The 25,363-nt window shown below is 67.9% G+C and carries 31 protein-coding genes and 1 pseudogene; 14 read left to right on the plus strand and 18 right to left on the minus strand.

Annotation, left to right across the window (positions count from 1 at the left end; translation table 11 throughout):
- The first annotated feature begins 3 nt into the window (after positions 1-3).
- Genes panB through AC1DSC_RS15075 form a run of 4 tightly spaced genes read left to right on the plus strand, consistent with a single transcriptional unit; the run spans position 4 to position 2,779 of the window.
- Positions 4-897, plus strand: coding sequence for a 3-methyl-2-oxobutanoate hydroxymethyltransferase (gene panB / locus AC1DSC_RS15060; RefSeq protein ID WP_369663404.1), 894 nt, complete (start codon positions 4-6; stop codon positions 895-897).
- A gap of 15 nt (positions 898-912) precedes the next feature.
- Positions 913-1,764 (plus strand): pantoate--beta-alanine ligase, encoded by an 852-nt coding sequence (panC, locus tag AC1DSC_RS15065; RefSeq protein ID WP_369663405.1) that lies wholly within the window; start codon positions 913-915, stop codon positions 1,762-1,764.
- On the plus strand, positions 1,761-2,399 hold the full coding sequence (gene queE / locus AC1DSC_RS15070) for a 7-carboxy-7-deazaguanine synthase (protein ID WP_062365700.1): 639 nt from the start codon (positions 1,761-1,763) through the stop codon (positions 2,397-2,399). Before panC ends, queE begins: the two co-directional genes overlap by 4 nt.
- Positions 2,400-2,416: 17 nt before the next feature.
- Positions 2,417-2,779: a 6-carboxytetrahydropterin synthase gene (locus AC1DSC_RS15075; protein WP_015866870.1), complete on the plus strand. Its 363-nt coding sequence runs from the start codon at positions 2,417-2,419 to the stop codon at positions 2,777-2,779.
- A 124-nt stretch (positions 2,780-2,903) separates the two neighbouring features.
- Here the strand turns inward: AC1DSC_RS15075 and nadA are convergent, their stop codons facing one another.
- From nadA to AC1DSC_RS15105, 6 genes are all read right to left on the minus strand, one after another.
- A complete protein-coding gene (gene nadA / locus AC1DSC_RS15080; protein ID WP_369663406.1) occupies positions 2,904-4,028 on the minus strand; it encodes a quinolinate synthase NadA in 1,125 nt (374 codons plus the stop codon).
- A gap of 8 nt (positions 4,029-4,036) precedes the next feature.
- Positions 4,037-4,915: a carboxylating nicotinate-nucleotide diphosphorylase gene (nadC, locus tag AC1DSC_RS15085; protein ID WP_369663407.1), complete on the minus strand. Its 879-nt coding sequence runs from the start codon at positions 4,913-4,915 to the stop codon at positions 4,037-4,039.
- A 62-nt stretch (positions 4,916-4,977) separates the two neighbouring features.
- The gene (locus AC1DSC_RS15090) at positions 4,978-5,991 is read right to left on the minus strand and encodes an NAD(P)H-dependent glycerol-3-phosphate dehydrogenase (RefSeq protein ID WP_369663408.1); all 1,014 of its coding nucleotides are present in this window, start codon (positions 5,989-5,991) and stop codon (positions 4,978-4,980) included.
- Between the two features lie 24 nt (positions 5,992-6,015).
- Positions 6,016-6,480 (minus strand): protein-export chaperone SecB, encoded by a 465-nt coding sequence (gene secB, locus AC1DSC_RS15095; protein ID WP_015866874.1) that lies wholly within the window; start codon positions 6,478-6,480, stop codon positions 6,016-6,018.
- A 128-nt stretch (positions 6,481-6,608) separates the two neighbouring features.
- A complete protein-coding gene (gene grxC / locus AC1DSC_RS15100; RefSeq protein ID WP_015866875.1) occupies positions 6,609-6,869 on the minus strand; it encodes a glutaredoxin 3 in 261 nt (86 codons plus the stop codon).
- Positions 6,870-6,890: 21 nt separating this feature from the next.
- Positions 6,891-7,274, minus strand: a complete 384-nt coding sequence (locus tag AC1DSC_RS15105) for a rhodanese-like domain-containing protein (RefSeq protein ID WP_370880715.1) — start codon at positions 7,272-7,274, stop codon at positions 6,891-6,893.
- A gap of 105 nt (positions 7,275-7,379) precedes the next feature.
- On the opposite strand from AC1DSC_RS15105, the gene gpmA reads away from it, so the two are divergent.
- The 3 genes from gpmA to AC1DSC_RS15120 all read left to right on the plus strand — a co-directional run bounded on the left by gpmA (position 7,380) and on the right by AC1DSC_RS15120 (position 10,460).
- Positions 7,380-8,123, plus strand: coding sequence for a 2,3-diphosphoglycerate-dependent phosphoglycerate mutase (gene gpmA / locus AC1DSC_RS15110; protein WP_015866877.1), 744 nt, complete (start codon positions 7,380-7,382; stop codon positions 8,121-8,123).
- A gap of 104 nt (positions 8,124-8,227) precedes the next feature.
- Positions 8,228-9,670, plus strand: coding sequence for a S41 family peptidase (locus AC1DSC_RS15115; protein WP_026284207.1), 1,443 nt, complete (start codon positions 8,228-8,230; stop codon positions 9,668-9,670).
- Positions 9,671-9,704: 34 nt separating this feature from the next.
- Positions 9,705-10,460 carry a HesA/MoeB/ThiF family protein gene (locus tag AC1DSC_RS15120; RefSeq protein ID WP_018906415.1) on the plus strand — a complete coding sequence of 252 codons (756 nt, stop codon included), beginning with the start codon at positions 9,705-9,707 and terminating at the stop codon, positions 10,458-10,460.
- A gap of 13 nt (positions 10,461-10,473) precedes the next feature.
- Here the strand turns inward: AC1DSC_RS15120 and AC1DSC_RS15125 are convergent, their stop codons facing one another.
- Complete coding sequence (locus tag AC1DSC_RS15125) at positions 10,474-12,483, minus strand: AsmA family protein (protein ID WP_018906414.1); 2,010 nt, start codon at positions 12,481-12,483, stop codon at positions 10,474-10,476.
- 233 nt (positions 12,484-12,716) lie between these two features.
- Between AC1DSC_RS15125 and AC1DSC_RS15130 the strand changes: the two genes are divergently transcribed.
- A complete protein-coding gene (locus AC1DSC_RS15130; RefSeq protein WP_015866881.1) occupies positions 12,717-13,130 on the plus strand; it encodes a response regulator in 414 nt (137 codons plus the stop codon).
- Positions 13,131-13,161: 31 nt separating this feature from the next.
- Here the strand turns inward: AC1DSC_RS15130 and AC1DSC_RS15135 are convergent, their stop codons facing one another.
- On the minus strand, positions 13,162-13,794 hold the full coding sequence (locus tag AC1DSC_RS15135) for a response regulator (RefSeq protein ID WP_015866882.1): 633 nt from the start codon (positions 13,792-13,794) through the stop codon (positions 13,162-13,164).
- Positions 13,795-13,925: 131 nt separating this feature from the next.
- Between AC1DSC_RS15135 and AC1DSC_RS15140 the strand changes: the two genes are divergently transcribed.
- The 6 genes from AC1DSC_RS15140 (at position 13,926) to AC1DSC_RS15165 (ending at position 17,502) form a co-directional block, all read left to right on the plus strand.
- Positions 13,926-15,245, plus strand: coding sequence for a CHASE3 domain-containing protein (locus tag AC1DSC_RS15140; protein WP_015866883.1), 1,320 nt, complete (start codon positions 13,926-13,928; stop codon positions 15,243-15,245).
- A 191-nt stretch (positions 15,246-15,436) separates the two neighbouring features.
- Positions 15,437-15,601 carry a DUF1328 domain-containing protein gene (locus AC1DSC_RS15145; RefSeq protein WP_015866884.1) on the plus strand — a complete coding sequence of 55 codons (165 nt, stop codon included), beginning with the start codon at positions 15,437-15,439 and terminating at the stop codon, positions 15,599-15,601.
- 54 nt (positions 15,602-15,655) lie between these two features.
- On the plus strand, positions 15,656-16,030 hold the full coding sequence (locus tag AC1DSC_RS15150; RefSeq protein WP_015866885.1) for a hypothetical protein: 375 nt from the start codon (positions 15,656-15,658) through the stop codon (positions 16,028-16,030).
- A 47-nt stretch (positions 16,031-16,077) separates the two neighbouring features.
- A complete protein-coding gene (locus AC1DSC_RS15155; protein ID WP_369663409.1) occupies positions 16,078-16,461 on the plus strand; it encodes a TMEM134/230 family protein in 384 nt (127 codons plus the stop codon).
- On the plus strand, positions 16,448-16,945 hold the full coding sequence (locus AC1DSC_RS15160; RefSeq protein ID WP_369663410.1) for a hypothetical protein: 498 nt from the start codon (positions 16,448-16,450) through the stop codon (positions 16,943-16,945). Before AC1DSC_RS15155 ends, AC1DSC_RS15160 begins: the two co-directional genes overlap by 14 nt.
- Positions 16,942-17,502 (plus strand): ferritin-like domain-containing protein, encoded by a 561-nt coding sequence (locus tag AC1DSC_RS15165; RefSeq protein WP_015866888.1) that lies wholly within the window; start codon positions 16,942-16,944, stop codon positions 17,500-17,502. The genes AC1DSC_RS15160 and AC1DSC_RS15165 overlap by 4 nt, the downstream gene beginning before the upstream one ends.
- A gap of 83 nt (positions 17,503-17,585) precedes the next feature.
- Here AC1DSC_RS15165 and AC1DSC_RS15170 read toward each other — a convergent pair whose 3' ends face one another.
- The 10 genes and pseudogenes from AC1DSC_RS15170 to AC1DSC_RS15215 all read right to left on the minus strand — a co-directional run bounded on the left by AC1DSC_RS15170 (position 17,586) and on the right by AC1DSC_RS15215 (position 25,308).
- Positions 17,586-18,086 carry a BON domain-containing protein gene (locus AC1DSC_RS15170; protein WP_018906411.1) on the minus strand — a complete coding sequence of 167 codons (501 nt, stop codon included), beginning with the start codon at positions 18,084-18,086 and terminating at the stop codon, positions 17,586-17,588.
- 131 nt (positions 18,087-18,217) lie between these two features.
- Positions 18,218-19,056: pseudogene (locus AC1DSC_RS15175) on the minus strand (DUF429 domain-containing protein).
- 5 nt (positions 19,057-19,061) lie between these two features.
- Positions 19,062-19,943: an EamA family transporter gene (locus AC1DSC_RS15180; protein WP_369663411.1), complete on the minus strand. Its 882-nt coding sequence runs from the start codon at positions 19,941-19,943 to the stop codon at positions 19,062-19,064.
- Positions 19,944-20,047: 104 nt separating this feature from the next.
- Entirely contained in the window at positions 20,048-20,470 is a 423-nt protein-coding gene (locus tag AC1DSC_RS15185) for a BLUF domain-containing protein (RefSeq protein WP_015866892.1), read from the minus strand.
- 2 nt (positions 20,471-20,472) lie between these two features.
- Positions 20,473-21,204, minus strand: a complete 732-nt coding sequence (gene folE, locus AC1DSC_RS15190; protein WP_015866893.1) for a GTP cyclohydrolase I — start codon at positions 21,202-21,204, stop codon at positions 20,473-20,475.
- Between the two features lie 64 nt (positions 21,205-21,268).
- Complete coding sequence (locus AC1DSC_RS15195; RefSeq protein WP_369663412.1) at positions 21,269-22,021, minus strand: endonuclease/exonuclease/phosphatase family protein; 753 nt, start codon at positions 22,019-22,021, stop codon at positions 21,269-21,271.
- A complete protein-coding gene (nudB, locus tag AC1DSC_RS15200; protein ID WP_369663413.1) occupies positions 22,018-22,491 on the minus strand; it encodes a dihydroneopterin triphosphate diphosphatase in 474 nt (157 codons plus the stop codon). Before nudB ends, AC1DSC_RS15195 begins: the two co-directional genes overlap by 4 nt.
- 7 nt (positions 22,492-22,498) lie before the next feature.
- Positions 22,499-24,304: an aspartate--tRNA ligase gene (gene aspS, locus AC1DSC_RS15205; protein ID WP_015866896.1), complete on the minus strand. Its 1,806-nt coding sequence runs from the start codon at positions 24,302-24,304 to the stop codon at positions 22,499-22,501.
- A gap of 34 nt (positions 24,305-24,338) precedes the next feature.
- A complete protein-coding gene (locus AC1DSC_RS15210) occupies positions 24,339-24,959 on the minus strand; it encodes a DUF502 domain-containing protein (protein WP_015866897.1) in 621 nt (206 codons plus the stop codon).
- Positions 24,960-24,969: 10 nt separating this feature from the next.
- A complete protein-coding gene (locus tag AC1DSC_RS15215; RefSeq protein ID WP_015866898.1) occupies positions 24,970-25,308 on the minus strand; it encodes an FmdB family zinc ribbon protein in 339 nt (112 codons plus the stop codon).
- Positions 25,309-25,363 lie beyond the last annotated feature (55 nt).

Consider the following 25,363-nt stretch of genomic DNA (forward strand, 5'->3'; position numbering starts at 1 on the left):
ACCATGTCGAACACCACCACCCCACCGCCGGAAACCACGCCAGCCTCGCCCTACGGCACGCTGCCGCCGGCCTCGCTGCCCGCCTCGCGCAAGCCCCTGAGCCTGCCGCGCCTGGCCGACATGCATGCGCGCGGCGAGAAGATCTCGATGCTCACCGCCTACGACGCCACCTTTGCGGCCATGGCCGACGCGGCCGGCATCGATTGCCTGCTGGTCGGCGACTCGCTCGGCATGGTCTGCCAAGGCCTGAACAGCACCGTGGGCGTGAGCCTGGACGCCATGCGCTACCACACCGACAGCGTCTCGCGCGGCCTGCGCCGTGTGCAGGGCACGGCCTGGCTGATTGCCGACCTGCCCTTCGGCAGCTACCAGGAATCGCGCGAGCAGGCCTTGCGCAGCGCCACGGTGCTGATGCAGGCCGGCGCGCACATGGTCAAGCTCGAAGGCGGCGGCTGGACCACCGAGACGGTGCGCTTCCTGGTAGAGCGCGGCATTCCGGTGTGCGCGCACCTGGGCCTGACGCCGCAGACCGTGCATGCGCTGGGCGGCTACCGCGTGCAGGGCAAGGGCGACGCCGGCGCGCTGCTCAAGCAGCAGGCGCATGCGCTGCAGGACGCGGGCGCGACCATGCTGGTGCTCGAGATGGTGCCGGCCGCGCTGGCCGCCGAACTCACCGCCGAACTCAAGCACTGCGCCACCATCGGCATCGGCGCCGGCAAGGGCACCGCCGGCCAGGTGCTGGTGTTGCACGACATGCTGGGCATCAACCTCGGAAAGATGCCGAAGTTCGTGCGCAACTTCATGGCCGATGCGCCGGGCGTGCTGCCCGCCCTCAAGGCCTACGTGCAGGCCGTCAAGGACGGCAGCTTCCCCGACGACCAACTCCACGCCTGGTAAGGAAGGAACCGAGACATGTACATCGCACACACCATCGACGAGCTGCGCAGCCACCTGGCCGCCTTCGAGCGCCCCGCCTTCGTCCCCACCATGGGCAACCTGCATGACGGCCACCTGGCCCTCGTGAAGCAGGCCAAGCCGCTGGGCGACGTGACGGTGGCGAGCATCTTCGTGAACCGCCTGCAGTTCCTGCCGCACGAGGATTTCGACACCTATCCGCGCACCTGGGACAGCGACTGCGAGAAGCTGCGCACGGCCGGCTGCGACGTCCTCTTTGCGCCCGACGAGAAGGCGCTCTACCCCGAGCCGCAGACCTGCAAGGTGCACCCGGACCCGGCACTCGCCGACATCCTCGAAGGCCATTTCCGTCCGGGCTTCTTCGTCGGCGTGTGCACGGTGGTGATGAAACTCTTCCAGTGCGTGCAGCCGCGCGTGGCGGTGTTCGGCAAGAAGGACTACCAGCAGCTCATGATGATCCGCCACATGGTGCGGCAGTTCGCGCTGCCGATCGAGATCGTGGGCAGCGAGACCTTCCGCGCCGACGACGGGCTTGCGCTGTCGTCGCGCAACGGCTACCTGAGCGAGGCCGAGCGCGTGGAGGCCGTGCAGCTCTCGAAGGCGCTGAAGGCCATGGCCCAGGCGGTGCAAGCCGGCGAGCGCGATTTGGCCGCGATCGAAGCGCGGGCAATGCAGGCGCTGGCGCAGCGCGGCTGGCAACCGGACTATCTTGTGCTGCGGCGCCGCTCCGACCTGCAGGCGCCCAGTTCCGCCAATCTGGCTGGCGAGCCGCTCGTGGCGCTGGCCGCGGCGCGGCTGGGCGGCACGCGGCTGATCGACAACCTCGAAATCGACGCGATGCCCTCATGACCTACAGCGTCAAGGAAATCTTCTACACCCTGCAGGGCGAAGGCGGACAGGCCGGCATGCCGGCCGTGTTCTGCCGCTTCGCGGGCTGCAACCTCTGGACCGGCCGCGAGGAAGACCGCGCCACAGCCGTCTGCCGTTTCTGCGACACCGATTTCGTCGGCACCGACGGCACGCTGGGCGGCAAGTTCAAGAATGCCGAGCTGCTGGCCGACACCATCGCCGCGCAATGGCCGGCCGAAGACGCCGAGCACCGGCTGGTGGTGCTGACCGGCGGCGAGCCGCTGCTGCAGGTGGACGCCGCGCTGGTCGATGCGCTGCATGCGCGGCGCTTTCGCATTGCGGTGGAAAGCAACGGCACGGTCGCCGCGCCCGAAGGCATCGACTGGCTCTGCATCAGCCCCAAGGCCGGCGCGCCGTGGGTGCAGCAGCGCGGGCAGGAGCTCAAGCTGGTGTGGCCTCAGACCGAATTCGATCTCGACACGATGGCGCGCACCGGCGAGTTCACGCACCGCTTCCTGCAGCCGATGGACGGACCCGACCGCATAGCCAACACCGAGCTGTGCATTGCCGAATGCATGCGCCATCCGGCGTGGCGCCTCAGCGTGCAGACCCACAAGATCACCGGCATCCGCTGAGCGCGGACATTCTTCAGATGCGATTCACCATCAGCCAACGCTTTTTCTTCGACGCCGCGCACACGCTCAAGCGCGAGATCGAAGCCGAAGGCAGCCGCCGTATCCACGGCCACACCTACCACGCCGAAGTCTGGCTCGCGGGCCAGCGCGATCCCGTCACAGGCATGGTCGTCGACCTGGGAGTGCTGCGCCGCCGGCTCGGCGACGTGCGCGAGCAGCTCGACCACCACCTGCTCGACGACGTGGCGGGGCTGCATCCGCCGACGCTCGAGAACCTGTGCCTGTTCATTGCGGACGCGCTGCCGGAATTCAGGCCCTCGCTCGCGCGCGTGCGCGTGTGGCGCGAGGCGCTGGGGGACAGTTGTACGCTGGAGTTCTGAGTCTCGCTCCCTCTCCCCTCGGGGAGAGGGTTGGGGTGAGGGTGAGCGGCAGCGAAGGCCGCGCGATGTTGTGAGGCCCAGGCCCTCACCCTAACCCTCTCCCGGAGGGAGAGGGAACAAAACCTCAGGCCGCGCCGATGCCCGCCACCAGGCTCCCCGGCGCCTGCCCCTTCTTCAGCCCCGCCGTGAACGCCAGCATCCGGTCGATCGGCACCCTCGCGCGCAGCCCCAGCGCCGGGTCGACGTGGATTTCGCCCGCGCCGGTTTCCAGCGCATCCGCCAGTTCCACCAGCCCGTTCATCGCCATCCACGGGCAATGCGCGCAGCTCTTGCAGGTGGCGCCGTTGCCGGCCGTGGGGGCCTCGATGAAGGTCTTGCCGGGGTTCAGCGTGCGCAGCTTGTGCAGCATGCCGCTGTCGGTGGCAACGATGAATTCGCTCGCGTCCATGCGCTGCGCCGCGTTCAGGATGGCCGAGGTGGAGCCTACCGCGTCGGCCAGCGCGATCACGTCGGCCGGCGACTCCGGATGCACCAGCACCTTCGCGGCCGGATGCGCCTTCTTGAGCAGTTCGAGCTCGAGCGACTTGAACTCGTCGTGCACGATGCAGGCGCCGTTCCAGCTGACCATGTCGGCACCGGTCTGGCGCTGGATGTAGTCGCCCAGGTGGCGGTCGGGGCCCCAGAGGATCTTGCGGCCCTGGGCGTGCAGCGCGCTCACCACGTCGAGCGCGCAGCTCGAGGTGACGAGCCAGTCGGCGCGCGCCTTCACGGCCGCGCTGGTGTTGGCATAGACCACCACGGTGCGGTCGGGGTGCCGGTCGCAGAAGGCGCTGAACTCGTCGACCGGGCAGCCCAGGTCGAGCGAGCAGTTGGCGTCCAGATCGGGCATCAGCACGCGCTTCTCGGGCGAGAGGATCTTGGCGGTCTCGCCCATGAAGCGCACGCCCGACACCACCAGCGTCTGCGCCGCATGGTCGCGGCCGAAGCGCGCCATCTCGAGCGAATCGCTCACGATGCCGCCGGTTTCCTCGGCCAGGTCCTGCAGGTCGGGGTGCACGTAGAAGTGCGACACCATCACCGCGTTGCGCTCGCGCAGCAGGCGGCGGATGCGCTCCTTGAGTGCGATGCGCTCATCTTGCGAGGGCTCGGGCGGCACGCGGGCCCAGGCGTGGCGCGTGTCGCAGGCCGCGCCGGCGCCTGCCGCGGGTTGTTCGTAGTCGACGTCGATGACGAAAGAAGGGGCAGCCATGGACACGCTCAGCCTTCCTGGAAACGCATCGAGAAGTCGATGGCCTTCACGTCCTTGGTGAGCGCACCGACGGAGATGCGGTCCACGCCGGTGTCGGCCAGCGTGCGCAGGCCCTCGAGCGTCACGCCGCCCGAGATTTCGAGCACGGCCTTGCGGTCCTCGCCGGCTTCGGCGTTGATGTGGACGGCCTCGCGCAGCGTCGGCAGGTCCATGTTGTCGAGCAGCACCATGCGCGCGCCCGCCTCCAGCGCCTCGCGCAGCTGCGCCAGGGTTTCGACCTCGACCTCGACGAAGGCCGCGCGCTGCGCCGCCGGCGCCACCGCACGCAGCGCCGCGGCCACGCCGCCGGCCGCGGCAATGTGGTTTTCCTTGATGAGCACCGCGTCGTAAAGGCCGATGCGGTGGTTCACGCCGCCGCCCGTGCGCACCGCGTACTTCTGAGCAAGGCGCAGGCCCGGCAGCGTCTTGCGGGTGTCGACGATGCTCGCGCGCGTGCCGCACACGGCGTCGGCATAAAGCGCCGTCTTGGTGGCGACCGCGCTCAGCAGCTGAAGAAAGTTGAGCGCGGTGCGCTCGGCCGTGAGCAGTGCGCGCGCCGTGCCCTCGATCTCCAGCACGGTCTGGTCGGCCGCGCAGCGCTCGCCCTCGCCGCACAGCCAGCGGATGCGGGCCTGCGGATCGAGCTGCCGCACGGTGGCTTCGACCCAGGGCGCGCCGCAGAGCACGGCCGCCTCGCGCGCCAGCACGCGGGCATGGGCGCGGCGGCCGGGGTCGACCAGCGAGGCGGTCAGGTCGCCGTCCGCCACGTCTTCCTGCAGGGCGCGGGCGGCGTCGGCCTGGGCCAGCGCGGCCACGGCCGGCGCCGAAAAATCAAAGCGAGGGCTCATGGCTGTCTTGTCTCTTCAGTCTTGTGTGTAGTTCATGGTCATGGCACACGGCCCGGACGCCTCTAGGGCCGCACCGACTCGGGCACCGGATCGCGGCCGGTCAGCGAGGCCACCGCCTCCTGCGGGCTCAGCCGGCCGTCGAGCAGCGCGACCACGCCTTCGGAGATGGGCATTTCCACGCCCAGGCCGCGCGCACGCTGCACCACGGTGCGTGCGCAATAGACGCCTTCGGCGACATGCCCCAGCGAAGCGACGGCCTGCGCCAGCGTGTGGCCCTGGGCCAGCAGCAGGCCCACCTTGCGGTTGCGAGAAAGGTCGCCGGTGGCCGTGAGCACCAGGTCGCCCAGGCCGGAAAGGCCCATGAAGGTTTCGGCGCGCGCGCCGAGCGCCAGCCCGAAGCGCGTCATTTCGGCCAGGCCCCGCGTGATGAGCGCCGCGCGCGCATTGAGCCCCAGCGCCAGGCCGTCGCAGAGGCCAGTGGCAATGGCCAGCACGTTCTTGACGGCACCGCCGACCTCCACGCCCACGATGTCGTCATTGGCATAGACGCGCAGGGCCGGGCCGTGGAAGGCCTCGACCAGCGCGTCGCGCACCGCGGCATGGGGGCTTGCGGCCACCAGCGCCGTCGGGCGGCCCTCGGCGACTTCCTGCGCAAAGCTCGGGCCGCTGAGCACGCCGGCCATCAGTTCAGGCGCGACCTGCCCCCAGATTTCGTGGGCCAGCAGGCCGTAGGAGGTGGGAGACGAAGCATCGAGCGCGGGTTCGACGCCCTTGCACAGCCACGCGACCGGCGCGGTCGTGCCGCGCAAAGCGATGAGCTGCTGGCGCAGCGCGGCCATGGGCGTGGCCACCACGACCAGTTCGGCGCCCGCCCGGGCCTGGTGCAGGTCGCCGGCGCGCACCGTGAGTGCGGGCGGCAGCGCCAGGCCGGGCAGGTAGCGGACGTTTTCGCGCGCCTTGGCAATGGCCTCGGCCTGGGCCGCATCGCGCGCCCAGAGCGTGACCTCGTGGCGGCCCGCCGCATTGACAGCCAGCGCCGTGCCCCAGGCACCGGCGCCATGAACGCAGATCTTCATCGGCGTTGCGGCGCTGTGCCGGCTTTACTGCGTGACGATCGGCGAGGGCTGGCCGGCGGCCTGCGCCTGCTGCTGCTCGTACATCGCCTGGAAGTTGATTTCCGCCAGGTGCACGGGCGGGAAGCCGCCGCGCTGGATCACATCGGCCACGTTGCCGCGCAGGTAGGGATAGACGATCTGCGGGCAGGCGATGCCCAGGATCGGGCCCATCTGGTCTTCGGGCAGGTTGCGGATCTCGAAGATGCCGGCCTGCTTGGCTTCGACCAGGAACACGGTCTTGTCCTGGATCTTGGTCTGCACGGTGGCCGACACGGTGATCTCGAAGATGCCTTCGGCCACCGGCTGGGCGTCCACGCCGAGCTGGATGTCGACTGTGGGCTGCTCCTGCTCGAGCAGGATGGCGGGCGAATTGGGCTGTTCGAGCGACAGGTCCTTGAGGTAGACGCGCTGGATCTGGAAAACGGGATCTTGGGCTTGCTGGTCGGCCATGGCTGAACTTTCGAGGATCAAAACAATGCCCGCCGGGGAGAGCTTCCCGCAGCGGGCTGCAGATGAATGAGCAGGCGATTATCGCCCCGCGGCCGGACCACTTTCGCGACGCCCGGCTGCTTTGTGTGTCAGGCGCCTTGGAGCAGGGGCACCAGGCCGCCGCGGCCGTCCAGCGCCACCAGGTCGTCGCAGCCGCCCACGTGGGTGTCGCCGATGAAGATCTGCGGCACCGTGCGGCGCTGGGTGATCTCCATCATGGTGCTGCGGGCCGCGGGATCGCTGTCGATGCGAATTTCTTCGATCTCCTCGACACCCTTGGACTTGAGGATCTGCTTGGCGCGAACGCAGTACGGGCAGAAGGCGGTGGTGTACATCTTGACGGCTTGCATACGCTTTACCTTGGGGAAGCCTCAGGCTTTTTCAACGGGCAGGTTAGCCTCTTTCCAGGCCTTGAGGCCGCCGGAAACCGCTTGGGCCTGCTCGTAGCCCAGTTTCTTGGCCATGGCCACGGCGCGCTGGGCGCGGGCGCCGGTGGCGCACACCAGCAGCAGCGGCACGCCCTTGTTCTTGACCGCGCCGGTCAGTTTTTCCTCGAGCTGGTTCAGGGGCACGTTCTTGGCGCCGATCATGTGGCCGGTGGCGAACTCTTCGGGTTCGCGTACGTCGACCAGCACCGCGCGTTCGCGGTTGATGAGGTGCACCGCGCCCTGGGCCGTGAGCGTGCCGCCGCCGGCGCCGCGCACGAGCGGCCAGGCCAGCATGCCACCCGAGCTGAGTGCGATCAGGATCAGCATCCAGTTCGCGGTGACGAATTCGATCAATTTCACGGGGGTTCCTTGGATGGCAAACCCGGGATTTTAGAATGCTGGTTTTCCCAAGCGCTGCCAAAGGCTTCCCACATGCACAAACTGGTACTGATCCGCCACGGCGAATCGACCTGGAATCTCGAAAACCGCTTCACCGGCTGGACCGATGTCGACCTGACCGAAACCGGCATCGAGCAGGCCAAGCAGGCCGGCCGGCTGCTCAAGGCCGAGGGCTACGACTTCGACGTCGCCTACACCAGCGTGCTCAAGCGCGCCACCCGCACGCTCTGGCACACGCTGGACGAACTCGACCGCACCTGGCTGCCCGTGGTGCATTCGTGGCGCCTGAACGAGCGCCACTACGGCGCCCTGCAGGGCCTCAACAAGGCCGAAACCGCCAAGAAGTATGGCGACGAGCAGGTGCTGGTCTGGCGCCGCAGCTACGGCACCCCGCCGCCGCCGCTGGAAGCCGACGACCCGCGCAGCGAGCGCTCCGACGTGCGCTACGCCAAGCTTTCGCCCGAGCAGGTCCCGCTGACCGAATGCCTGAAGGACACGGTGGCACGCGTGCTGCCGTTCTGGAACGAATCGATGGCGCCGGCCATCCGCACCGGGCGCCGCCTGGTGGTGGCGGCGCACGGCAACTCGATCCGCGCGCTGGTCAAGTACCTCGACGGCATCTCCGACGACGCCATCGTCGGCCTGAACATCCCGAACGGCATTCCGCTGGTCTACGAGCTCGACGACGAGCTCAAGCCGCTGCGGCACTACTACCTCGGCGACGCCGCGGCCGCCGAAAAGGCCGCCGCAGCGGTGGCCTCGCAGGGCAAGGGCTGAAAAAAGAAAGCCCCTCGGCGGCGCTCCCCCGTGGAACCCCGGCAGGCAATTTGCTTCCAAGCTGTGTATATTGGTTTGACAGCCGACAAGGACAATCACTCATGATGGGTCAGAAACTGAAGATTACCGGCTGGGTTGCCGCCGGCGCCGTTGCCGGCGTCTTGACCACCGTCTCGTTGCAGACGGTTGCACGCGGCTCGCTCGCGCCGCTCCCGCTCGAGGAATTGCAGCAGCTCGCCGCGGTGTTCGGCATGGTCAAGAGCGACTATGTCGAGCCGGTCGACGAGAAAAAGCTCATTTCCGACGCCATCTCGGGGATGGTGGCCGGGCTCGACCCGCATTCCCAGTACTTCGACAAGAAGTCCTTCAAGGAATTCAGGGAAGGCACCACCGGCCGCTTCGTCGGCGTGGGCATCGAGATTTCCCAGGAAGACGGGCTCATCAAGGTGGTGTCGCCGATCGAGGGCTCGCCGGCCTTCCGCGCGGGCCTCAAGCCCAACGACCTGATCACCAAGATCGACGACACGGCCGTGCGCGGCCTGTCGCTCAACGAGGCCGTCAAGCGCATGCGCGGCGAGGCCAACACCAAGGTGCTGCTGACCATCTTCCGCAAGGACGAGAGCCGCACCTTCCCGGTCACGATCACGCGCGAAGAAATCCGTACCCAGTCGGTGCGCGGCAAGGTCATGGAGCCGGGCTACGGCTGGATCCGGCTGTCGCAGTTCCAGGAACGCACGGTCGACGACTTCGTGAAGAAGGTCGAGGACATCTACAAGGAAGAGCCCAACCTCAAGGGCCTGGTGCTCGACCTGCGCAACGACCCGGGCGGCCTGCTCGACGCGGCCGTCGCCATCTCGGCCGCCTTCCTGCCCGAGAACGTCACGGTGGTGTCGACCGACGGCCAGCTGGCCGAGAGCAAGTCCGTCTACAAGGCGGCGCCCGAGTTCTACCAGCGCCGCACCGGCAGCGATCCGCTGCGCAACCTGCCCGCGGCGCTCAAGACCGTGCCGCTGGTGGTGCTGGTGAACGAAGGCTCGGCCTCCGCGAGCGAGATCGTGGCCGGCGCGCTGCAGGACCACAAGCGCGCCACCATCATGGGCAGCCAGACCTTCGGCAAGGGCTCGGTGCAGACGGTGCGCCCGCTCGGACCGGACACGGGCCTCAAGATCACCACGGCGCGCTACTACACGCCGAGCGGTACCTCGATCCAGGCCAAGGGCATCGTGCCCAACGTGCTGATCGACGAAAGCGCCGAGGGCAGCCCGTTTGCCGCCCTGCGCATGCGCGAGGCCGACCTCGAAAAGCACCTGGCCAGCGGCCAGGGCCCCGAAACGAAGGACCCGGAACGCGAAAAGGCCCGCGACGAAGCCCGCAAGCGCCTCGAGGAAGAAGCCAAGAAGCCGCCGCAGGACCGCAAGGTGCCCGAGTTCGGCACCGACAAGGACTTCCCGCTGGTGCAGGCGCTCAACCGCCTCAAGGGCCAGCCGGTGCTCGTGAGCAAGACACAGGTCATCGTCGAGAACAAGGAAGAAAAGAAGGAAAACTGAAGCCGCGCTGCCACCAAGGCGGCCCGGGGCGCGCATGGACGATCACGACCTGCTGCGCTATTCGCGGCACATTCTTCTCGAGGAGTTCGGCATCGACGGCCAGGCGCGCGTCGGTGCCGGCCACGCGCTGGTGATCGGCGCGGGCGGCCTGGGCTCCCCGGTTGCGCTGTATCTCGCGGCCGCCGGCGTCGGGCACATTGCCCTTGTGGACGACGACGAGGTCGATCTCACCAACCTGCAGCGCCAGGTCGCCCATACCAACGACCGCGTGGGCCGGCTCAAGGTCGAATCGGCCGCCGAGGCCATGCGCGCCATCAACCCCGACATTGCCATCGAGACGCACGCCCTGCGCGCCGACGAGGCGCTGCTTTCGCGCCTGGTCGCGGCCGCGGACGTGGTGGTCGACTGCTGCGACAACTTTGCCACGCGGCACGCCGTCAATCGCGCCTGCGTGGCGCATGGCAAGCCGCTGGTGGCGGGCGCCGCGATCCGCTTCGACGGCCAGCTGAGCGTGTACGACACGCGCGATGCGGCCTCGCCCTGCTATGCCTGCATCTTTCCGCCCGACGCGGCCTTCGAGGAAACGCGCTGCGCGGTGCTTGGCGTGTTCGGCCCGGTGGTGGGCACCATCGGCACGCTGCAGGCCAGCGAAGCGCTGAAGCTGCTCGCGGGCATCGGGCCCTCGCTGGCAGGCAAGCTCCTGATGTTCGACGGCCGGCGCACCGCCTTCGATACGCTGAAGATCGCGCGCGATCCGCACTGCAGCGTGTGCGCGCAGCGCCCGGCCTGAAGAAGCGCCCTTCTCAAGGCTGCCGGGCGCCCTTGGCCCGAGCGGCGCCCTTGGCGGGGGCCCCGGGGGTCGGGCGATTCGCTTCCGACAGCACGCCCTTGCAGTCCGAATCCTGCCCCGGTCCGGTCTCGATGGTCGCGGCCAGCCCCAGCAGCGGGTTGACGGTGCCCAGCGCGAGCGCCGCCAGGCCGCGCCCTGCCAGCGGGACCACCTTGACGCCGCCCGTTGGCGAACCGAAAGTGCCGCCGATGACCAGCGGCGTGCGCAGCGAGAGGATGTTCTTGCTCTTGGGCTCCGGGCGGACCACGAAGTCGAGCGTTTCGGTCGCGAGGTTGGCCTGGCCGGTGGCATAGAACACGGCATTGGTCGTGTCCAGCACGAGGGTGCGCCCGGTCATCAGCCCCTTGTTCACGTCGAAGGCCATGGCCGCGCAGCGCAGCTCGACGTTGCGGTCGCCGCGCAGCAGGAACTTGATGATGTCGCCCCCCACGAGCGTTGCGAAGACCGGCAGCAGGTTGCCGAACTGGCCGCGCCCGGAAATCACCGCGACGTCGCCGGAAGCGCCTCCGAGCCAGTTGGCCACGGAATTGCCGGCGCCCGACAGGTTGATGCGGCCGTCGAGCCGGCCCACGCTGTTGCCCGTGGTCTCCAGCTTCGGAAACACCCGGGCGAGCTGCATGCCGCGCAGGTCGAGCGAGGCGCGGATGTCGGCCGGATCCTTCGCGCCGTCGATGCGGATCGCGCCGGCCAGCTTGCCGCCGCCCACGCCCAGGTCGAGCGGATCGAGCGTCAGCACGCCGTTGTTCAGCTTGACCTGCACGCTGCCGCGGTCGAGCGGCACGTCGCGCACGTTGCGGATGCGGTCGGCCGTGTACTTGACCTCGGCGTTCATGGCGCGCAGGCGCTCGAAGTCGAGCTTGGCGCTGGGCAGCACCTTGGCGCCCGGGGCGCGCTTCGCCTTGATGGTGGGCGGCGGCGCGACGCCCTCGACCGCCTTGGCCGAGCGTTCGGTCGGCGGCAGGCCGATGAGCGGGCCCAGGTCGTCCATGTCCATGACCTTGGAGCGCAGCTCCCCCGCCAGGTGCGGCACCTGGCCGGCCTTGTCGAAGCGCATGTCGCCGGCAATGTCGGAAAGGCCGAGCCGGCCCTTGAGCCCGGCCACTTCCCACAGCTTGCCGCGCTTGCGCAGGTCGCCGCTCAGCGCATAGGGAGAGGTTTCCGGCAGCGCGATGCCCAGCAGCGGGAACAGCGCGCCAAGGGTCTGGCCCTTGAGGTCGAACGTGGCCTGGATGCCGTCGAGGTCGGCAAAGTCGGTCACCGTGCCCGAGGCCTTCAGCCGCGTCTGGCCGGCCGCGGCATCGACCTCCAGCGGGAACGGTGGCTGGCCGGCCGCCTTGAGCTGCAGCACGTTGCCGGTGCGGCCCTCGGCCGTCAGCGGCTGGCCCTTGTAGCGGCCCTTGATGCGGTAGCTGAGCGGGAGCGTTCCCCGGCTGGTGTCGTAGCTCACGTCCGCATGCAGGTCGACGCCCAGGTGGGTGGCCAGGAAGTCGACCGCGCCGCTGTCGACCTGCATCAGGCCGATGACGGGCACGGTGCCGGCATCGGAGGTGTCCTTGCCGAGCGCCCACGTGCGGCGCCCGTCCGGCTCGATCTGCAGGCCCAGCGTGGGCGAGGACAGCGCCAGGCGCGGGATCACGACCTTGCGCGAGACGAGGGGCCAGAGCCGGATGTCGAACTCGGCGCGCTCGGCCTTCACCAGGTAGGGCTCGCGAGCCCAGGGCGGATTGGCAAACTCGATGCCGTCGGCCTTGACGGTGGCGCCGCGCAGGCCGATGCCCACGTCGAGCCGGCGCGTGATCTCGAACTTGCGCCCGGTCTTCTCGCTGACATAGCGGTTGACCGGTCCGCGCAAGGTGTCCCACGGAAAGAACGCCAGCAGCACCGCCAGTGCGGCAAGCAGCAGCACGAAAGCCGCAAGCAGCTTGAGCCAGAGCGGCCGGTCGCGAAGGACGTTCGTTGCCATGCCGAGTGGATATATCGGCCGCGGCGCCCCGCGGGTCGGCAATGGACCGCAGAAACCGTGAGGCATTGCCTACGGAGGGGGCCTCGCCGGTCCTTTCGTCAGAACGCGCCTACAACACCCTTCCTCCGAAACTTGCATGATGCTCGTCGGCGGCGCCACAAATTTCGGTGTGCAGGCATTCGCCAGCGGGGCGTCGAAGACACCTGCCAACGTCAGAGGAAGCGCGGTTCGGCATGGAGACAAGATTGCAGACCTACATCGTCGAAGACAACCTCACGATCCGTGAAAACCTCATTGGCACCCTGGAAGAACTCACCTGCACGACGGTGGTCGGCTTTGCCGAAACCGAGGCCCATGCGAGGCAATGGCTGCACGACCACAGCGAGGAGTGGGACCTGGCGGTGGTCGACCTTTTCCTCAAGCAGGGCAGCGGCCTGGGCGTGCTGCAGGCCTGCACCTCGCGCCGGGCGAACCAGAAGGTGGTGGTGCTCAGCAACTATGCAACGCCCGACATCCGGCGGCGATGCGCCGAATTCGGCGTGGATGCGGTGTTCGACAAGTCGAACGAGATCGATGCGCTGGTCGACTTCTGCATCCTGGAGGCGGTGGCTCACCGCCCCACGAGCGGCACGGGCGGCACCGGTTGAAGAAGTAGCCGGCGGCCGCCGGCTACTTCCATCAATCGATCAGCTTGTTCTTCAGTGCGTAGTACGTGAGGTCGCTGTTGGAGGACAGGTTCATCTTCTCCATGAGGCGCGTGCGGTAGGTGCTCACGGTCTTCACCGACAGCGACAGCGTCTTGGCGATGTCGCCCGCGGTCTCGCCCTTGGCGAGCTTCAGGAACACCTGGAACTCGCGCTCCGACAGTTGCTCGTGCGGCGCGGCATCGTCCTTGCGGTCGAGCTGGCGTGCCAGCAGCTCCGCCACGGCCGGCGTGATGTAGCGGCGGCCGAGCGAGATGGTGCGAATGGCGTTGACGATCTCCATCGGATCGCATTCCTTGTTGAGGTAGCCGCTCGCACCCTGGCGGATGAGATTCATCGCGTAGTGCTCTTCGGGATAGCCGCTCAGGATGAGGATGCCCACGTCCGGCGCCTTGGCGCGGATCATGGCGAGCGCGTCGATGCCGCTCTGCCCCGGCATGGAAAGGTCCATCACCAGCACGTCGAGTTCGGTGGTGCGCACGAGCTCGATGGCCTCGCGCCCGCTGGCGGCTTCGCCGGCCACGCGCAAATCGACGTGTTCGGAGAAGAACTGCCTGAGGCCAGATCTGACGATGGCGTGGTCGTCCACAATTCCAATTTTGATCATCTGTTACTTTCTTCGTTGTGCCGCGCCTGCGCAAGCCGCAGCATGCCGGTCCCCTGCTTGTTGTCAATTATTCACGAACTTGTGTTGAAAGCACCTTCGAAAGTTTCATGCATTGGCTAGCCCCTCCAAAAATGGCCGTGAGCCTGCTGCTCGCGGCGCTGGCCGCGCTGGCCCTCGTTGGGATCAACGAGGCCGGCTACCGCCAGTCGAGCCGCGCCCTGGCAGACATCGACGCGGCGCTGAAGGTGCGCGGTACGCTCAACCAGATCCTGCAGAACATGCTCGATGCCGAAACCGGCCAGCGAGGCTACCTCCTCACCGGCGAAGCCAGCTACCGGCAACCCTACGACACGGCAGTCAAGCAGGTCGACGGCCACCTTGCGGCGCTACGCCAACTGTACGCCGAACGCCCGGCCGAGCGTACGCGGCTGGCGGAGCTTTCGAAGCATGTGCTGCGCAAGATCGCTGAAATGGACATGAGCGTGCGGCTGCGGCAGGACGGCAAGGACGAGGCCTGGAAATTCGTCATCACGACGGACGTGGGGCGCGAGGAAATGGATTCCATTCGCAAGGCCGCCGGCGAATTGGCGGAGATCAGCAACCAGACCCTGCACCAGAGCCAGATCCAGGTGATGAAGTCGCTGCGGCTTGCGCGCATCGGCACCGCCATCGTCGCGCTTGCCGCGTTCCTTGCCTTCTTCCTGTACCTGCGGCAGGCGCACGCGCTGCGCTCCATCGGAGAGCGCCAGCAGGAAACACTGCAGCGCGAGCGCAATGCGCTCGAAGACGAAGTGCGCGAACGCACCGCATCGCTGGCCGAACTGGCCACGCACCTGCAGGACGTGCGCGAAACCGAGCGCGGCTATCTCGCGCGGGAGCTGCACGACGAGCTCGGCTCGCTGCTGACCGCCGCCAAGCTGGACGTCGCACGCCTCAAGTCGCGGCTGCTGGAGGCGCCCGACGCCACCCAGCGGCTGCAGCACCTGACCGAGCTGCTCAACAGCGGCATCGCGCTCAAGCGCCGCATCATCGAGGACCTGCGGCCGTCGTCGCTGTCGAACCTCGGGCTGGTCGCGTCGCTCGAGATCCTCGGGCGCGAGTTCGCCGAACGCTCGGGCATCCAGGTCCAGATGGTGCTCGAACCGGTGGCCATGGACGAATCGCGCCAGCTCACGATCTACCGCATGGTGCAGGAGAGCCTGACCAACATCGGCAAGTACGCCGAGGCCAGCGAAGCGACGATCGTGCTGAAGAACTACGAGAACCACGCGGTCGTGGAAGTGGCCGACAACGGCAAGGGCTTCGACCCCCAGCGCATCCGTCCGTCGACGCACGGCCTGGCCGGCATGCGCCACCGGGTCGAGGCGGCCAGGGGCAGGCTCACGATCTCGTCGACGCCGGGCCGCGGCACCCGCGTGAGCGCCATGCTGCCGATTGCGAAGACGCTCTGAGCGCTTGCCGGCACCCCTGCGGTATTTCTGCACGGATCGGCGCGCAAGGAACTCGGCCATCTCCTACGCTCCCCGCGCCCAGCCGCTGACAGCCCCTCGCAGGGGGGTCCACTTAAGGTTGGCCACGTGCCGTTCATTTCCTCTTGGACGCGCAATTTCCAAACAACGAGCGAAGCCTCGAAGGAGTCCACATGTTGTATTACGCAGTGGTGTTTCTGGTCATCGCACTGATCGCCGCCGTGTTCGGCTTCGGTGGCATTGCGGCCAGCGCGGTAGGGATCGCCAAGATCCTTTTCGTGATCTTCGCCGTGCTTGCCATCGCCAGTTTCCTGGCCGGCTTGCTACGACGCAAGTAGCGTAGGTACGATCCACAGGCTCCCGCAATTCATCTCCCCGGAAAGGAAAGATTCATGAACACGACCAAGACTCCCTCGCAACTTGCCGACGATGCCCGCCAGACCGCCAACGATGCGGTGGAAACGACCCGGGCCTATGCACAGAACGCGGTGAATGCGGCCGGCGAGAAGGTCCGCGAATTGCGCCGCGACGCGGAACCCGCGGTCGAACAACTGGCCGCACGCGTGCAGCAGGCCGTGCAGCGCGGCCTCGACGCCGCCTCCACCACCAGCGCGCGCGCACAGCGCCGGCTGGAACAGGCGGCCGACGTCACCGGACGCTACATCTCCGACCAGCCCGTGCGCTCGGTGCTGATTGCGGCCGCCGCCGGCGCCGCGATCACCGCCCTCATCGTGCTGGCCAGCCGCAACCGCCGGGACGACTATTGATCTGATCCGCTGAAGGCACGCAGGCAGTTCCACCCGTTCCGCGCACCATGCTTCATCCGATTTTTTCCACGGTGCTCGGGCATCCGGAACTCATCGCCGACCACGCCGCCAACTACGCGGCACTGGTAAGACAGGAGGCCTCGGAAGCGGGGCGCGGGATCGTTGCCCGCATCGTGGCCGGCGTGCTGGCGGTCGGCAGCGCCCTGCTGGCCCTCGGGCTCATCGGCGTGGCCGTGCTGATGGGCGTGCTCCACGGCAGCTTCCACTGGGTGCTGGTGGCGGTGCCCGGCGTCGCGCTGGTGATCGCCGCCATTTGCGCCTGGATGGCGGTCCGGCCCTTCCCCGGCTATGGATTCGACGACCTGCGCGCCCAGGTCGACGCCGACCTCCGGGCGCTGCACGAAGCAGGAGTTCACCATGGACGGCACTGAGCGCAGCTTCCTGACGCCGCAGGAGCGGCTGGCCATCTCGCGCCGTGCGCTCGTCAGGCAGTTGAATGGTGAGGACGAGCCGGCGGACGACGGCGGCCGCGGCCAACGCCGCACCGCGCAGGAACGTCCGGAAGGAATGCATGCCGCCGGCGAAGCGGCGGACCACCGGCGAGCCTCGCCGGCGCGCGGCCGCAGCCAATGGGTTTCGATGGCCCGCAGCATGACCGAGCGTTGGTGGCGCCGCCATCCGGCCCATGCGGTGGGCCAGCTCGCCCGCCCTTTGCTCGAACACTATGCCCGCAAGGAGCCCGCCAAGCTCATGGCGCTGGCGGCCGCCACCGGGGCGGTGATCGTGCTGACCAAGCCGTGGCGCCTGCTCTCCTTCACGGCGGTGCTGGCGGCTGTGCTCAAGACATCGGACGTGGCTGACGTCGTCAACACGTTGATGCAGAAAAACACCAGCCCACGAAAGGATTCTCCATGAATGCCAATGCTTCCACCGCCACGGGCGCGGCACAACACCAGCGCCTCGTGCTCGACGAGCAGGCCATCGGCGCCGCCGCCAAGAGCCTCGACGAAGGCGCGGTCACGCCGAGCTACGGCCCCTGGCGCGACGATGTGCTCAAGCTTCTGAACGACGCGCTGGCCACCGAACTGGTTTGCGTGCTGCGCTACAAGCGCCACTATTTCACCGCCAATGGCGTCTCGTCGCCCAAGATCGCCGAGGAATTCATGGTGCACGCCAACCAGGAATCGGCCCATGCCGACCGCATCGCGGAACGCATCGTCCAACTGGGCGGGGAGCCGGACTTCGCGCCGACGCACCTGCTCGACCGCAGCCACGCGAGCTACGACGAATCCACCGACCTGCAGGCCATGGTGCGCGCCAATCTCGTGGCCGAGCGCATCGCGGTGGAAACGTACCGGCAGATGATCGCGCTGATCGGCGACAAGGACCCGACCACCCGCCGCATGCTGGAAGACATTCTTTCCGACGAGGAAGAGCACGCGGACGAGCTCAAGGACTGGCTCGGCCACTGAGCGCGATTCCTGAGGCCGCAACAGCCCTCTCTCCCATTAAAAAGCCCGGACGAACCGGGCTTTTTGCTGGGCAAGGGAAACGGTCAGCTTCTGACCTCGAGCTGGTTGTTCACCGAGGTCACGCCCTGCACGCCCTTGGCGATCTCCTCGGCGCGCGCCTTGGCGGCGGCCGTGGGCGCGGGGCCCTTCAGGCTCACGACGCCGCCCTTGGTGTCGACGTCGATCTTGATCGCGCTCAGGTCCGGATCCTTGGCGAGGCCCGCGGACACCGACGCGGTGATCGCGGCATCGTCCACCGTGGCACTCACGGCCGCGCCGGCGTTCTTTGCGGCGTCCTTCACCTCGGCGGCGGTGCCGGAGGCGTCGATCTTCGCCTTCGCTTCCTTCAGGGCCTCCGCGGTCTTGGCGGCGGCCGTGTCGGCCGCCTTCTCGGTCTTTGCGATGGCGCTGTCGAGCTTCTCGCCCGCGGTGCGGTTGCCCGCGTTGTCGCAGGCGGCGAGGGTCAGCGCGGCGCCGGCCAGCAGCACGGCGAGCCATGCGCGCGAAAACGGCATGGCGATGGTTGTTCGGCGAATATTGTTCATTGGGAATCCTCCAGTCGCTCGCAGGGAGCAGGGAAAGGCGTGGCCCGAAGGGACGGGCCACGGCTCACTCTAGCTTTCGGAGCGAACCGGCAGGGATGGCCGGCGGCGCGAAACCCTGTAGGACGGAAGGGTCAAGCCGTGATGATCCAGCCTTCGAGCGGATCGAACCGCTCCGGCAAGCCGTAGCCCGGACCGGGCGTGGAAGCGCGCTGCGCGCCCCAGGCAGCCTGTACGAGGCAAAGTACCGCATCGATGTGGTCGCCGCGGGCGTCGCCGAGCAGCTCGGCGCGCTGGGCGCCGCTGAGCGCCAGCCGCAGCCCGAGCCGCGTGGTGCCGGCTTCGAGCGCCGCGAGCAGGTCGGTGCGCGCGGCCAGCCGCTCGGGCGTCTGCTTTGCGGATTCGTCGCTCTTGTAGCTGCGGCGGCCGATCAGTTCGCGCGCGAGCAGCCCCGGATAGGCCTCGAGCGCCACGCGGCGGCCGTTGCTGCCGGCGTGCAGCCCCGGCAGGCTCGCGCCCGCCTCCAGCAGCGGCGGCACGCCCGCATGGAGCATGAAAGCCACCGGCGGATTGACCCATTTCATCGACGTGCTCGAACCCGCCGGCCCGTCGGTTGCCCGGTGCGCGAACTTGCCGCCGGCCGGGCGGGCGGCGCAGAAGGCCGCGAAGGTGGCCCGGATCTCGGCGCGGCCAAGGCCCGCATAGTGGCTCATGAGCGCGTTCCATTCCATAGGCCAGCGCAGATGCTTCACCAGCTCGCGCGGAAGCCCGAACGGAAAATCGAAGCCGCCGATCCATGCGGGTTCGCTGCGCAGCCACGCGGCCCAGGCATCGAGCGCCGTGAAGCGCCGCAGGCCCGCGCCAGCACCAGCTCGCCCGCATTGCTGCTGATGCGGCCGCTCGCCACGACGATCGGCTTGCGCGCCGTGGGTGCGCAGGAAAAATCGCAGCCGAACAGCAGCGCCTGGCTCATCGTCTTCAGCCCAGCGCGAGCGCCACCACGCCGGCCGCGATGAAGCCGGCCCCCAGCAGCCGCAGCAGGCGGTCGCCCTCGCGCAGCAGATGGCCACCGATCAGCGCGGCGAACAGCATCGAGACCTCGCGCGCCGGCGCGACATGCGAAATGGGCGCCTGCTGCACCGCGTAGAGCACCAGCACGTAGGAGACCGGGCTGATCGCCGCCACCAGCAGCGCGTACTTCCACTGCGCGCGCCACATCCGCACGGTGGTGGCGCGGTCGTGCAGTGCCGCGGGCAGCAGCAGGCCCACGCGCACGAAATTGCTGAAGTAGTCGAGCAGGATCGGCGACATCGCCAGGAACTTCACCGCATAGCTGTCGGCCACCGTGTAGGCCGCAATGAAGGCGCCGGTCAGCACGCCATAGCGGAGGCCCTTGTGCACCCGCGCGCGCTGGGCAGGGTCATGCGTCTTGCGCCACAAGCCCGGGCCGCCCGCCACCAGGAACACGCCGAGCACCACCCCCGCGATGCCCGCCACACCCACCAGGCTGATGCGCTCGCCCAGGAACAGGATGGCCACCAGCGACGACAAGAGCGGGCCCGAGCCGCGCGCCAGCGGATAGACCACCGTGAGATCGGACTTGCGGTAGCCGCGCAGCAGGATGACGTAGTAGAAGACGTGCAGCACGCCGCTCACGGCGACGAAGCCCCACTCCCGCAAGCCCCAGCCCGGCACCACGCGCCAGCCCAGCGCAATGCCCACGGGTGCCCACACGATGGCCATGAACACGCCGCTCTGGAATGCGAAGCGCGCATCGCCGTTCGCCTTCTTGGCGGCGATGTTCCAGCTGGCATGGACGATCCCGGCGAGCAGGATCAGCGCGAAGGCGGAAAGCGGCACCTCAAACTACGCGGGATCGAGCGCCGCCGGGCCGCCCCAAGGCGCGAGCGGCCCCCTCGGGGGGCAGCGAGGACACGAAGTGCCGAGCGTGGGGGCCACGTACCTTAATGGCGCCCGACGATGGCGGCGGTGGCCATCAATTCTTCGAGCAGCGCGAGCGAGACCTTGCCCGACACTGCGTACGGATTGAGTTCGGGCTTTTCCGAATACTTGAGCAGCGTCGAAGCATTGAGCTTGGAGAGGTTGACCTGCCCCATGGTCCAGCCGCCGAAGCGGCGCTCGGAGATTTCCTCGTAGTGCAGCAGCACCACGTCCTTGTGGCGCGCATCGCGCTGGATGTGGCCGTAGAGCTCGCTGATGGCCATGCGTCCGCCCTCGATGGCCTGCAGGAAGGTACCCGCGCCATAGCAAAGAATGCCGGTGATGCCGCAAGCCGTGTTGTGCGTGCGCGATTGCGAGAGGATGGCTTCGATGGCCTCGGGGCTGGTATCGACCGCGCGGCTGGCGTAGAGAAGTCGGACCAGCATGATCAGCTCCTTCTTGGCAAGAGGGAAAGGAATTCGCGCCGCAGGCTCGGGTCCTTGAGGAACACGCCGCGCATCACGGAGTTGATCATCTTGCTGTCCATTTCCTTCACGCCGCGCCAGGCCATGCAGAAATGCTCGGCTTCCATCACGAGCGCAAGGCCGTCGGGCTGCGTCTTTTCCTGGATCAGGTCGGCCAGCTGCACCACGGCTTCTTCCTGGATCTGCGGGCGGCCCATGACCCATTCGGCCAGGCGCGCGTACTTCGACAGGCCGATGACGTTGGTGTGCTCGTTGGGCATGATGCCGATCCACAGCTTGCCGATGATCGGGCAGAAGTGGTGCGAGCAGGCGCTGCGCACGGTGATCGGGCCGACGATCATCAGCTCGTTCAGGTGCTCGGCGTTCGGGAATTCGGTGAGCGAGGGCGGCGCCACGTAGCGGCCCTTGAACACTTCGTTCAGGTACATCTTGGCCACGCGGCGCGCGGTGTTGCCGGTGTTGTGGTCGTTCTCGAGGTCGATCACCAGGCTCTCGAGCACGCCCTTCATCTTGACCTCGACCTCGTCGAGCAGCGATTCGAGTTCGCCGGGCTCGATGAACTCGGCGATGTTGTCGTTGGCATTGAAGCGCCTGCGCGCGGCGGTCAGGCGCTCGCGGATCTTCACCGAGACGGGGGTGCCCTCGTCGTCGTTGTTGCCGTCAGGGCGCGGTTCCACGTCGGTTTTCCTCAGCATCCGCGCATGGTATCAGCGAACGCATTCCAGCCGGGGCCGGCGGGGAACACCGCGCCGGCGCCATTCATGCCAGCGCAAAATCGGCCACCAGCGGCAGGTGGTCGGACATGCGCGCCCAGATCGGGCCGCGCGGCACCGAACAGGCCACCGGCTCGAGCTCGCGCCCGTAGACGAAATCGAGCTGCGCCACCGGCAGCCGCGAGGGGTAGGTGAGCGTTCGCGGCCCGCGCAGGTCGCTGGTGTCGCGCAGGCCCATGGCGTTCATGGCATAGCGCATGCGCGCGCCCCAGTCGTTGAAGTCGCCCGCGACCACCACCGCCTCGCCGGCCGGCACCTCGCGCTCGATGAACTCGCGCAGCCGCGCAACCTGCCGCACGCGGCTGCCCTTGATGAGCCCCAGGTGCACCACGATGGCATGCACCGGCCGCCCCTCCACCTCGATGACCACGTGCAGCAGGCCACGCTGCTCGAAGCGGTGGTCGGAAATGTCCTGGTGGCCGGTGCGGATGACCGGCCAGCGGGTCAGGAGCGCATTGCCGTGCTCGCCGTGGCGCGTGATGGCGTTGGTTTCGTAGACGGCGGTGTAGCCCTCGGGCGCGAGGAAGTCGGCCTGCGGAAGCTCGGGCCAGCGCTCGAAGCGAAGCGCGGCCTGCCGGTTCATCTTGCGCACTTCCTGCAGGCAGACGATGTCGGCATCGAGCTGTTCGATGGCATGCCCCAGGTTGTGGATCTCCAGGCGCCGGGCCAACCCGATGCCCTGCACACCCTTGTGGATGTTGTAGGTGGCCACCCGGAGGTTGTATGCCGGCAGGTTCATCGCACAAATTCTGGCAGCAACAGAATGGCTTCGGCGTTCGACGGGGAAAAGCACGCATCGGCCGCCTCGCGGTAGGGCAGCCACTTCCAGTGGGTGTGCTCGTGCGGTGCCAGCGTGGGCACCACGCGCTCGGGCACGCACAGGCCGAACAGGTGCTCGGTGTTGTGCGTCACGCCGGGCGCATAGCGCGCGCGCCAGCGCGGATAGATCTCGTAGACGTTGCGCAGCTGCCAGTCGACCAGCTGCGATGCGAGCGGGCTGCCCTCCCCGCACTGGATGCCGGTTTCCTCGGCCACTTCGCGCGCCGCGGTGAGCGCCAGCGGCTCGTCGGCCAGGTCCTTGCTGCCGGTGACCGACTGCCAGAAGTCCTCGGCGTCGGCGCGGCGGATCAGCAGCACCTCGAGCGCCGGCGTATGGATGACGACCAGCACCGACTCCGGAATCTTCCAGGGCCGAGTGCTGGCGGTCATGGGCGCATCAGGCAGGTTGCTGTACGTTGCGCAGCCGGATGTGCAGCTCGCGCAACTGCTTCTCGTCGACCGGGCTCGGCGCCTGCGTGAGCAGGTCCTGCGCGCGCTGGGTCTTGGGGAAGGCGATCACGTCGCGGATCGACTCGGCGCCGGTCATGAGCATGACCAGGCGGTCCAGGCCGATGGCGATGCCGCCGTGCGGCGGGGCGCCGTACTGCAGCGCGTCGAGCAGGAAGCCGAACTTGAGCTGCGCATCCTCGGCGCTGATCTTGAGCGCGCGGAACACCTTGCTCTGCACTTCCTCGCGGTGGATACGCACCGAGCCGCCGCCCATCTCGATGCCGTTGAGCACCATGTCGTAGGCCTTGGCAATGCACTTCTCGGGCGCGGTGTCCATGAGGTCTTCATGGCCGTCCTTCGGCGCGGTGAACGGATGGTGCACGGCGCTCCAGCGCTGGCCTTCCTCGTCGAATTCGAACATCGGGAAGTCGACCACCCACAGCGGCGCCCAGCGGTCGTCGAACAGGCCGCTCTTCTTGCCGAAGGCGCTGTGGCCGATCTTCACGCGCAGCGCACCGATCGCGTCGTTGACGATCTTTTCCTTGTCGGCACCGAAGAACAGGATGTCGCCGTTGCGCGCACCCGTGCGGGCGATGATCTCGGCCAGCGAGGCATCGTCGAGGTTCTTGACGATCGGGCTCTGCAGGCCCTCGCGGCCGGCCGCGGCATCGTTGACCTTGATGTAGGCCAGGCCCTTGGCACCGTAGATCTTGACGAACTCCTGATAGGCGTCGATCTCGCCGCGCGAAAGGCCGCCCTCGGCGCCACCGCCCGGCACGCGCAGCGCGACCACGCGGCCGCCCTGCATGGTGGCGGCGTTCGAGAACACCTTGAACTCGACGCGCTTCATGAGTTCGGTGAGCTCGGTGAACTCGAGCTTCACGCGCAGGTCGGGCTTGTCCGAGCCGTACTTGAACATCGCGTCGCCGTACGTCATGGTCGGGAACACCGGCAGGTCGATGCCCGCGGCGTTGCGGAACACGTTGCGGATCATGCCCTCGAACATCTCGCGGATCTCTTCCTCGGCAAGGAACGAGGTCTCGATGTCGATCTGCGTGAATTCGGGCTGGCGGTCGGCGCGCAGGTCTTCGTCGCGGAAGCACTTCACGATCTGGTAGTAGCGGTCGTAGCCGGCCACCATCAGCAGCTGCTTGAAGAGCTGCGGCGACTGCGGCAGCGCGAAGAAGCTGCCGTCGTGCACGCGGCTGGGCACGAGGTAGTCGCGCGCGCCTTCGGGCGTGGACTTGCCGAGCATCGGGGTCTCGATGTCGATGAAGCCGTTGGCATCGAGGAACTTGCGCGTTTCCATCGTGACCTTGTAGCGCAGCATCATGTTGCGCTGCATGGCCGGGCGGCGCAGGTCGAGCACGCGGTGCGTGAGGCGCGTGGTTTCCGAGAGGTTGTCGTCGTCCAGCAGGAACGGCGGCGTGACCGAGGGGTTCAGCACCTTGAGCTCATGGCACAGCACTTCGATCTTGCCGCTCTTGAGCTGGTCGTTGGTGGTGCCTTCGGGGCGTGCGCGCACCAGGCCGGTGACCTGCACGCAGAACTCGTTGCGCAGGTTCTCGGCCACGGCGAAGGTGGCGGCGCGGTCGGGGTCGCACACCACCTGCACGTAGCCTTCGCGGTCGCGCACGTCGATGAAGATCACGCCGCCATGGTCGCGGCGGCGGTTGACCCAGCCGCACAGGGTGACGGTTTGGCCCATCAGGGCTTCGGTCACGAGACCGCAATAGTGAGTACGCATGGCCATATCTTGGATTCCGGCGCCGCGGGGGCGCGTTTTTTTACTTGTTCGCGAGGGAGGACGGGCCGCCGGGGACGACCACTCCCATCGAGACGATGTACTTGAGCGCTTCGTCCACGCTCATCTTGAGTTCGATGCAGTCGCTGCGCCTGAGCATCACGAAATAACCGCCCGTGGGGTTGGGCGTGGTCGGCACGTAGACACCCAGGTAGTCGCCGCCGCCCAGGTGGCCAATGACCTCGCTGCCCGGCGTGCCGGTCACGAAGGCGATGGTCCAGACTCCCTCGCGCGGCCACTGCACCAGCACCGCCGTGCGGAAGGCGTTGCCGTTCTCGGAGAACAGCGTATCGGACACCTGCTTGACGCTGGAGTAGATCGAGCGCACGACGGGAATGCGCCGCACCACGGCGTCGCCCCATCCGAGCAGGCGCTTGCCCACGAAATTGCTCGCAATGGCGCCCACGCCCAGCAGGATGGCCAGCGTGAGCAGCACGCCGAGCCCGCGCACGTTGTTGTCGTACAGCCATTTCTGCCAGACCGAGGGCAGCACCCAGAGCGTCTGGTCCAGCGTGTCGATGATCCACTTCAGCACCGCCAGGGTGATGAACAGCGGAACGATCACCAGCAAGCCGGAGAACAGCCATTTGCGCAGGGCGAGCATGGATGGCTTCTCAGTCGCTCTTGGCAGCAGCAACCGGCGCGGGGGCCGGGCTGGGGGCGGGGACGGCGGCGGGCGCTGGGCTGGAAGCTTCCGCGGTGCTGGCGGCCGGCGCGGCTGCGGCGTCGCCGTTCTTGGCGGCGCCCGCAGGCTCGGCCTTCTTGCCGCCGCCATCGCGGAAATCGGTCACGTACCAGCCGGAACCCTTGAGCTGGAAACCGGCGGCGGTGACTTGCTTCTCGAATGCACTAGCGCCGCACGCCGGACACACCGTGAGGGGTGCATCGGACATTTTCTGCAGGGCGTCCTTGGCGAAGCCGCAGGCGCTGCACTTGTAGGCGTAGATGGGCATGGAATTGAGTGAAAAAGCGGCGCAAAAACGAGGCAGGGGCCGCTCGCAAAGCCCT

This window comes from Variovorax sp. 01N425 (assembly GCF_056399465.1).

Coding starts and splice junctions, on each gene's coding strand:
- AC1DSC_RS15135 (WP_015866882.1), bottom strand. CDS start 13,794: ATGATCAAAATTGGAATTGTGGACGACCACGCCATCGTCAGATCTGGC.
- AC1DSC_RS15160 (WP_369663410.1), top strand. CDS start 16,448: ATGGACGGCACTGAGCGCAGCTTCCTGACGCCGCAGGAGCGGCTGGCC.
- AC1DSC_RS15185 (WP_015866892.1), bottom strand. CDS start 20,470: ATGCTGGTCCGACTTCTCTACGCCAGCCGCGCGGTCGATACCAGCCCC.
- AC1DSC_RS15165 (WP_015866888.1), top strand. CDS start 16,942: ATGAATGCCAATGCTTCCACCGCCACGGGCGCGGCACAACACCAGCGC.
- panB (WP_369663404.1), top strand. CDS start 4: ATGTCGAACACCACCACCCCACCGCCGGAAACCACGCCAGCCTCGCCC.
- folE (WP_015866893.1), bottom strand. CDS start 21,204: ATGCTGAGGAAAACCGACGTGGAACCGCGCCCTGACGGCAACAACGAC.
- AC1DSC_RS15155 (WP_369663409.1), top strand. CDS start 16,078: ATGCTTCATCCGATTTTTTCCACGGTGCTCGGGCATCCGGAACTCATC.
- AC1DSC_RS15120 (WP_018906415.1), top strand. CDS start 9,705: ATGGACGATCACGACCTGCTGCGCTATTCGCGGCACATTCTTCTCGAG.
- AC1DSC_RS15090 (WP_369663408.1), bottom strand. CDS start 5,991: ATGAAGATCTGCGTTCATGGCGCCGGTGCCTGGGGCACGGCGCTGGCT.
- nadA (WP_369663406.1), bottom strand. CDS start 4,028: ATGGCTGCCCCTTCTTTCGTCATCGACGTCGACTACGAACAACCCGCG.
- secB (WP_015866874.1), bottom strand. CDS start 6,480: ATGGCCGACCAGCAAGCCCAAGATCCCGTTTTCCAGATCCAGCGCGTC.
- AC1DSC_RS15075 (WP_015866870.1), top strand. CDS start 2,417: ATGCGATTCACCATCAGCCAACGCTTTTTCTTCGACGCCGCGCACACG.
- AC1DSC_RS15115 (WP_026284207.1), top strand. CDS start 8,228: ATGGGTCAGAAACTGAAGATTACCGGCTGGGTTGCCGCCGGCGCCGTT.
- AC1DSC_RS15215 (WP_015866898.1), bottom strand. CDS start 25,308: ATGCCCATCTACGCCTACAAGTGCAGCGCCTGCGGCTTCGCCAAGGAC.
- AC1DSC_RS15125 (WP_018906414.1), bottom strand. CDS start 12,483: ATGGCAACGAACGTCCTTCGCGACCGGCCGCTCTGGCTCAAGCTGCTT.
- AC1DSC_RS15210 (WP_015866897.1), bottom strand. CDS start 24,959: ATGCTCGCCCTGCGCAAATGGCTGTTCTCCGGCTTGCTGGTGATCGTT.
- AC1DSC_RS15130 (WP_015866881.1), top strand. CDS start 12,717: ATGGAGACAAGATTGCAGACCTACATCGTCGAAGACAACCTCACGATC.
- queE (WP_062365700.1), top strand. CDS start 1,761: ATGACCTACAGCGTCAAGGAAATCTTCTACACCCTGCAGGGCGAAGGC.
- AC1DSC_RS15170 (WP_018906411.1), bottom strand. CDS start 18,086: ATGAACAATATTCGCCGAACAACCATCGCCATGCCGTTTTCGCGCGCA.
- nudB (WP_369663413.1), bottom strand. CDS start 22,491: ATGACCGCCAGCACTCGGCCCTGGAAGATTCCGGAGTCGGTGCTGGTC.
- grxC (WP_015866875.1), bottom strand. CDS start 6,869: ATGCAAGCCGTCAAGATGTACACCACCGCCTTCTGCCCGTACTGCGTT.
- AC1DSC_RS15105 (WP_370880715.1), bottom strand. CDS start 7,274: ATGCTGATCCTGATCGCACTCAGCTCGGGTGGCATGCTGGCCTGGCCG.
- gpmA (WP_015866877.1), top strand. CDS start 7,380: ATGCACAAACTGGTACTGATCCGCCACGGCGAATCGACCTGGAATCTC.
- AC1DSC_RS15150 (WP_015866885.1), top strand. CDS start 15,656: ATGAACACGACCAAGACTCCCTCGCAACTTGCCGACGATGCCCGCCAG.
- aspS (WP_015866896.1), bottom strand. CDS start 24,304: ATGGCCATGCGTACTCACTATTGCGGTCTCGTGACCGAAGCCCTGATG.
- AC1DSC_RS15140 (WP_015866883.1), top strand. CDS start 13,926: ATGGCCGTGAGCCTGCTGCTCGCGGCGCTGGCCGCGCTGGCCCTCGTT.
- AC1DSC_RS15145 (WP_015866884.1), top strand. CDS start 15,437: ATGTTGTATTACGCAGTGGTGTTTCTGGTCATCGCACTGATCGCCGCC.
- nadC (WP_369663407.1), bottom strand. CDS start 4,915: ATGAGCCCTCGCTTTGATTTTTCGGCGCCGGCCGTGGCCGCGCTGGCC.
- AC1DSC_RS15195 (WP_369663412.1), bottom strand. CDS start 22,021: ATGAACCTGCCGGCATACAACCTCCGGGTGGCCACCTACAACATCCAC.
- panC (WP_369663405.1), top strand. CDS start 913: ATGTACATCGCACACACCATCGACGAGCTGCGCAGCCACCTGGCCGCC.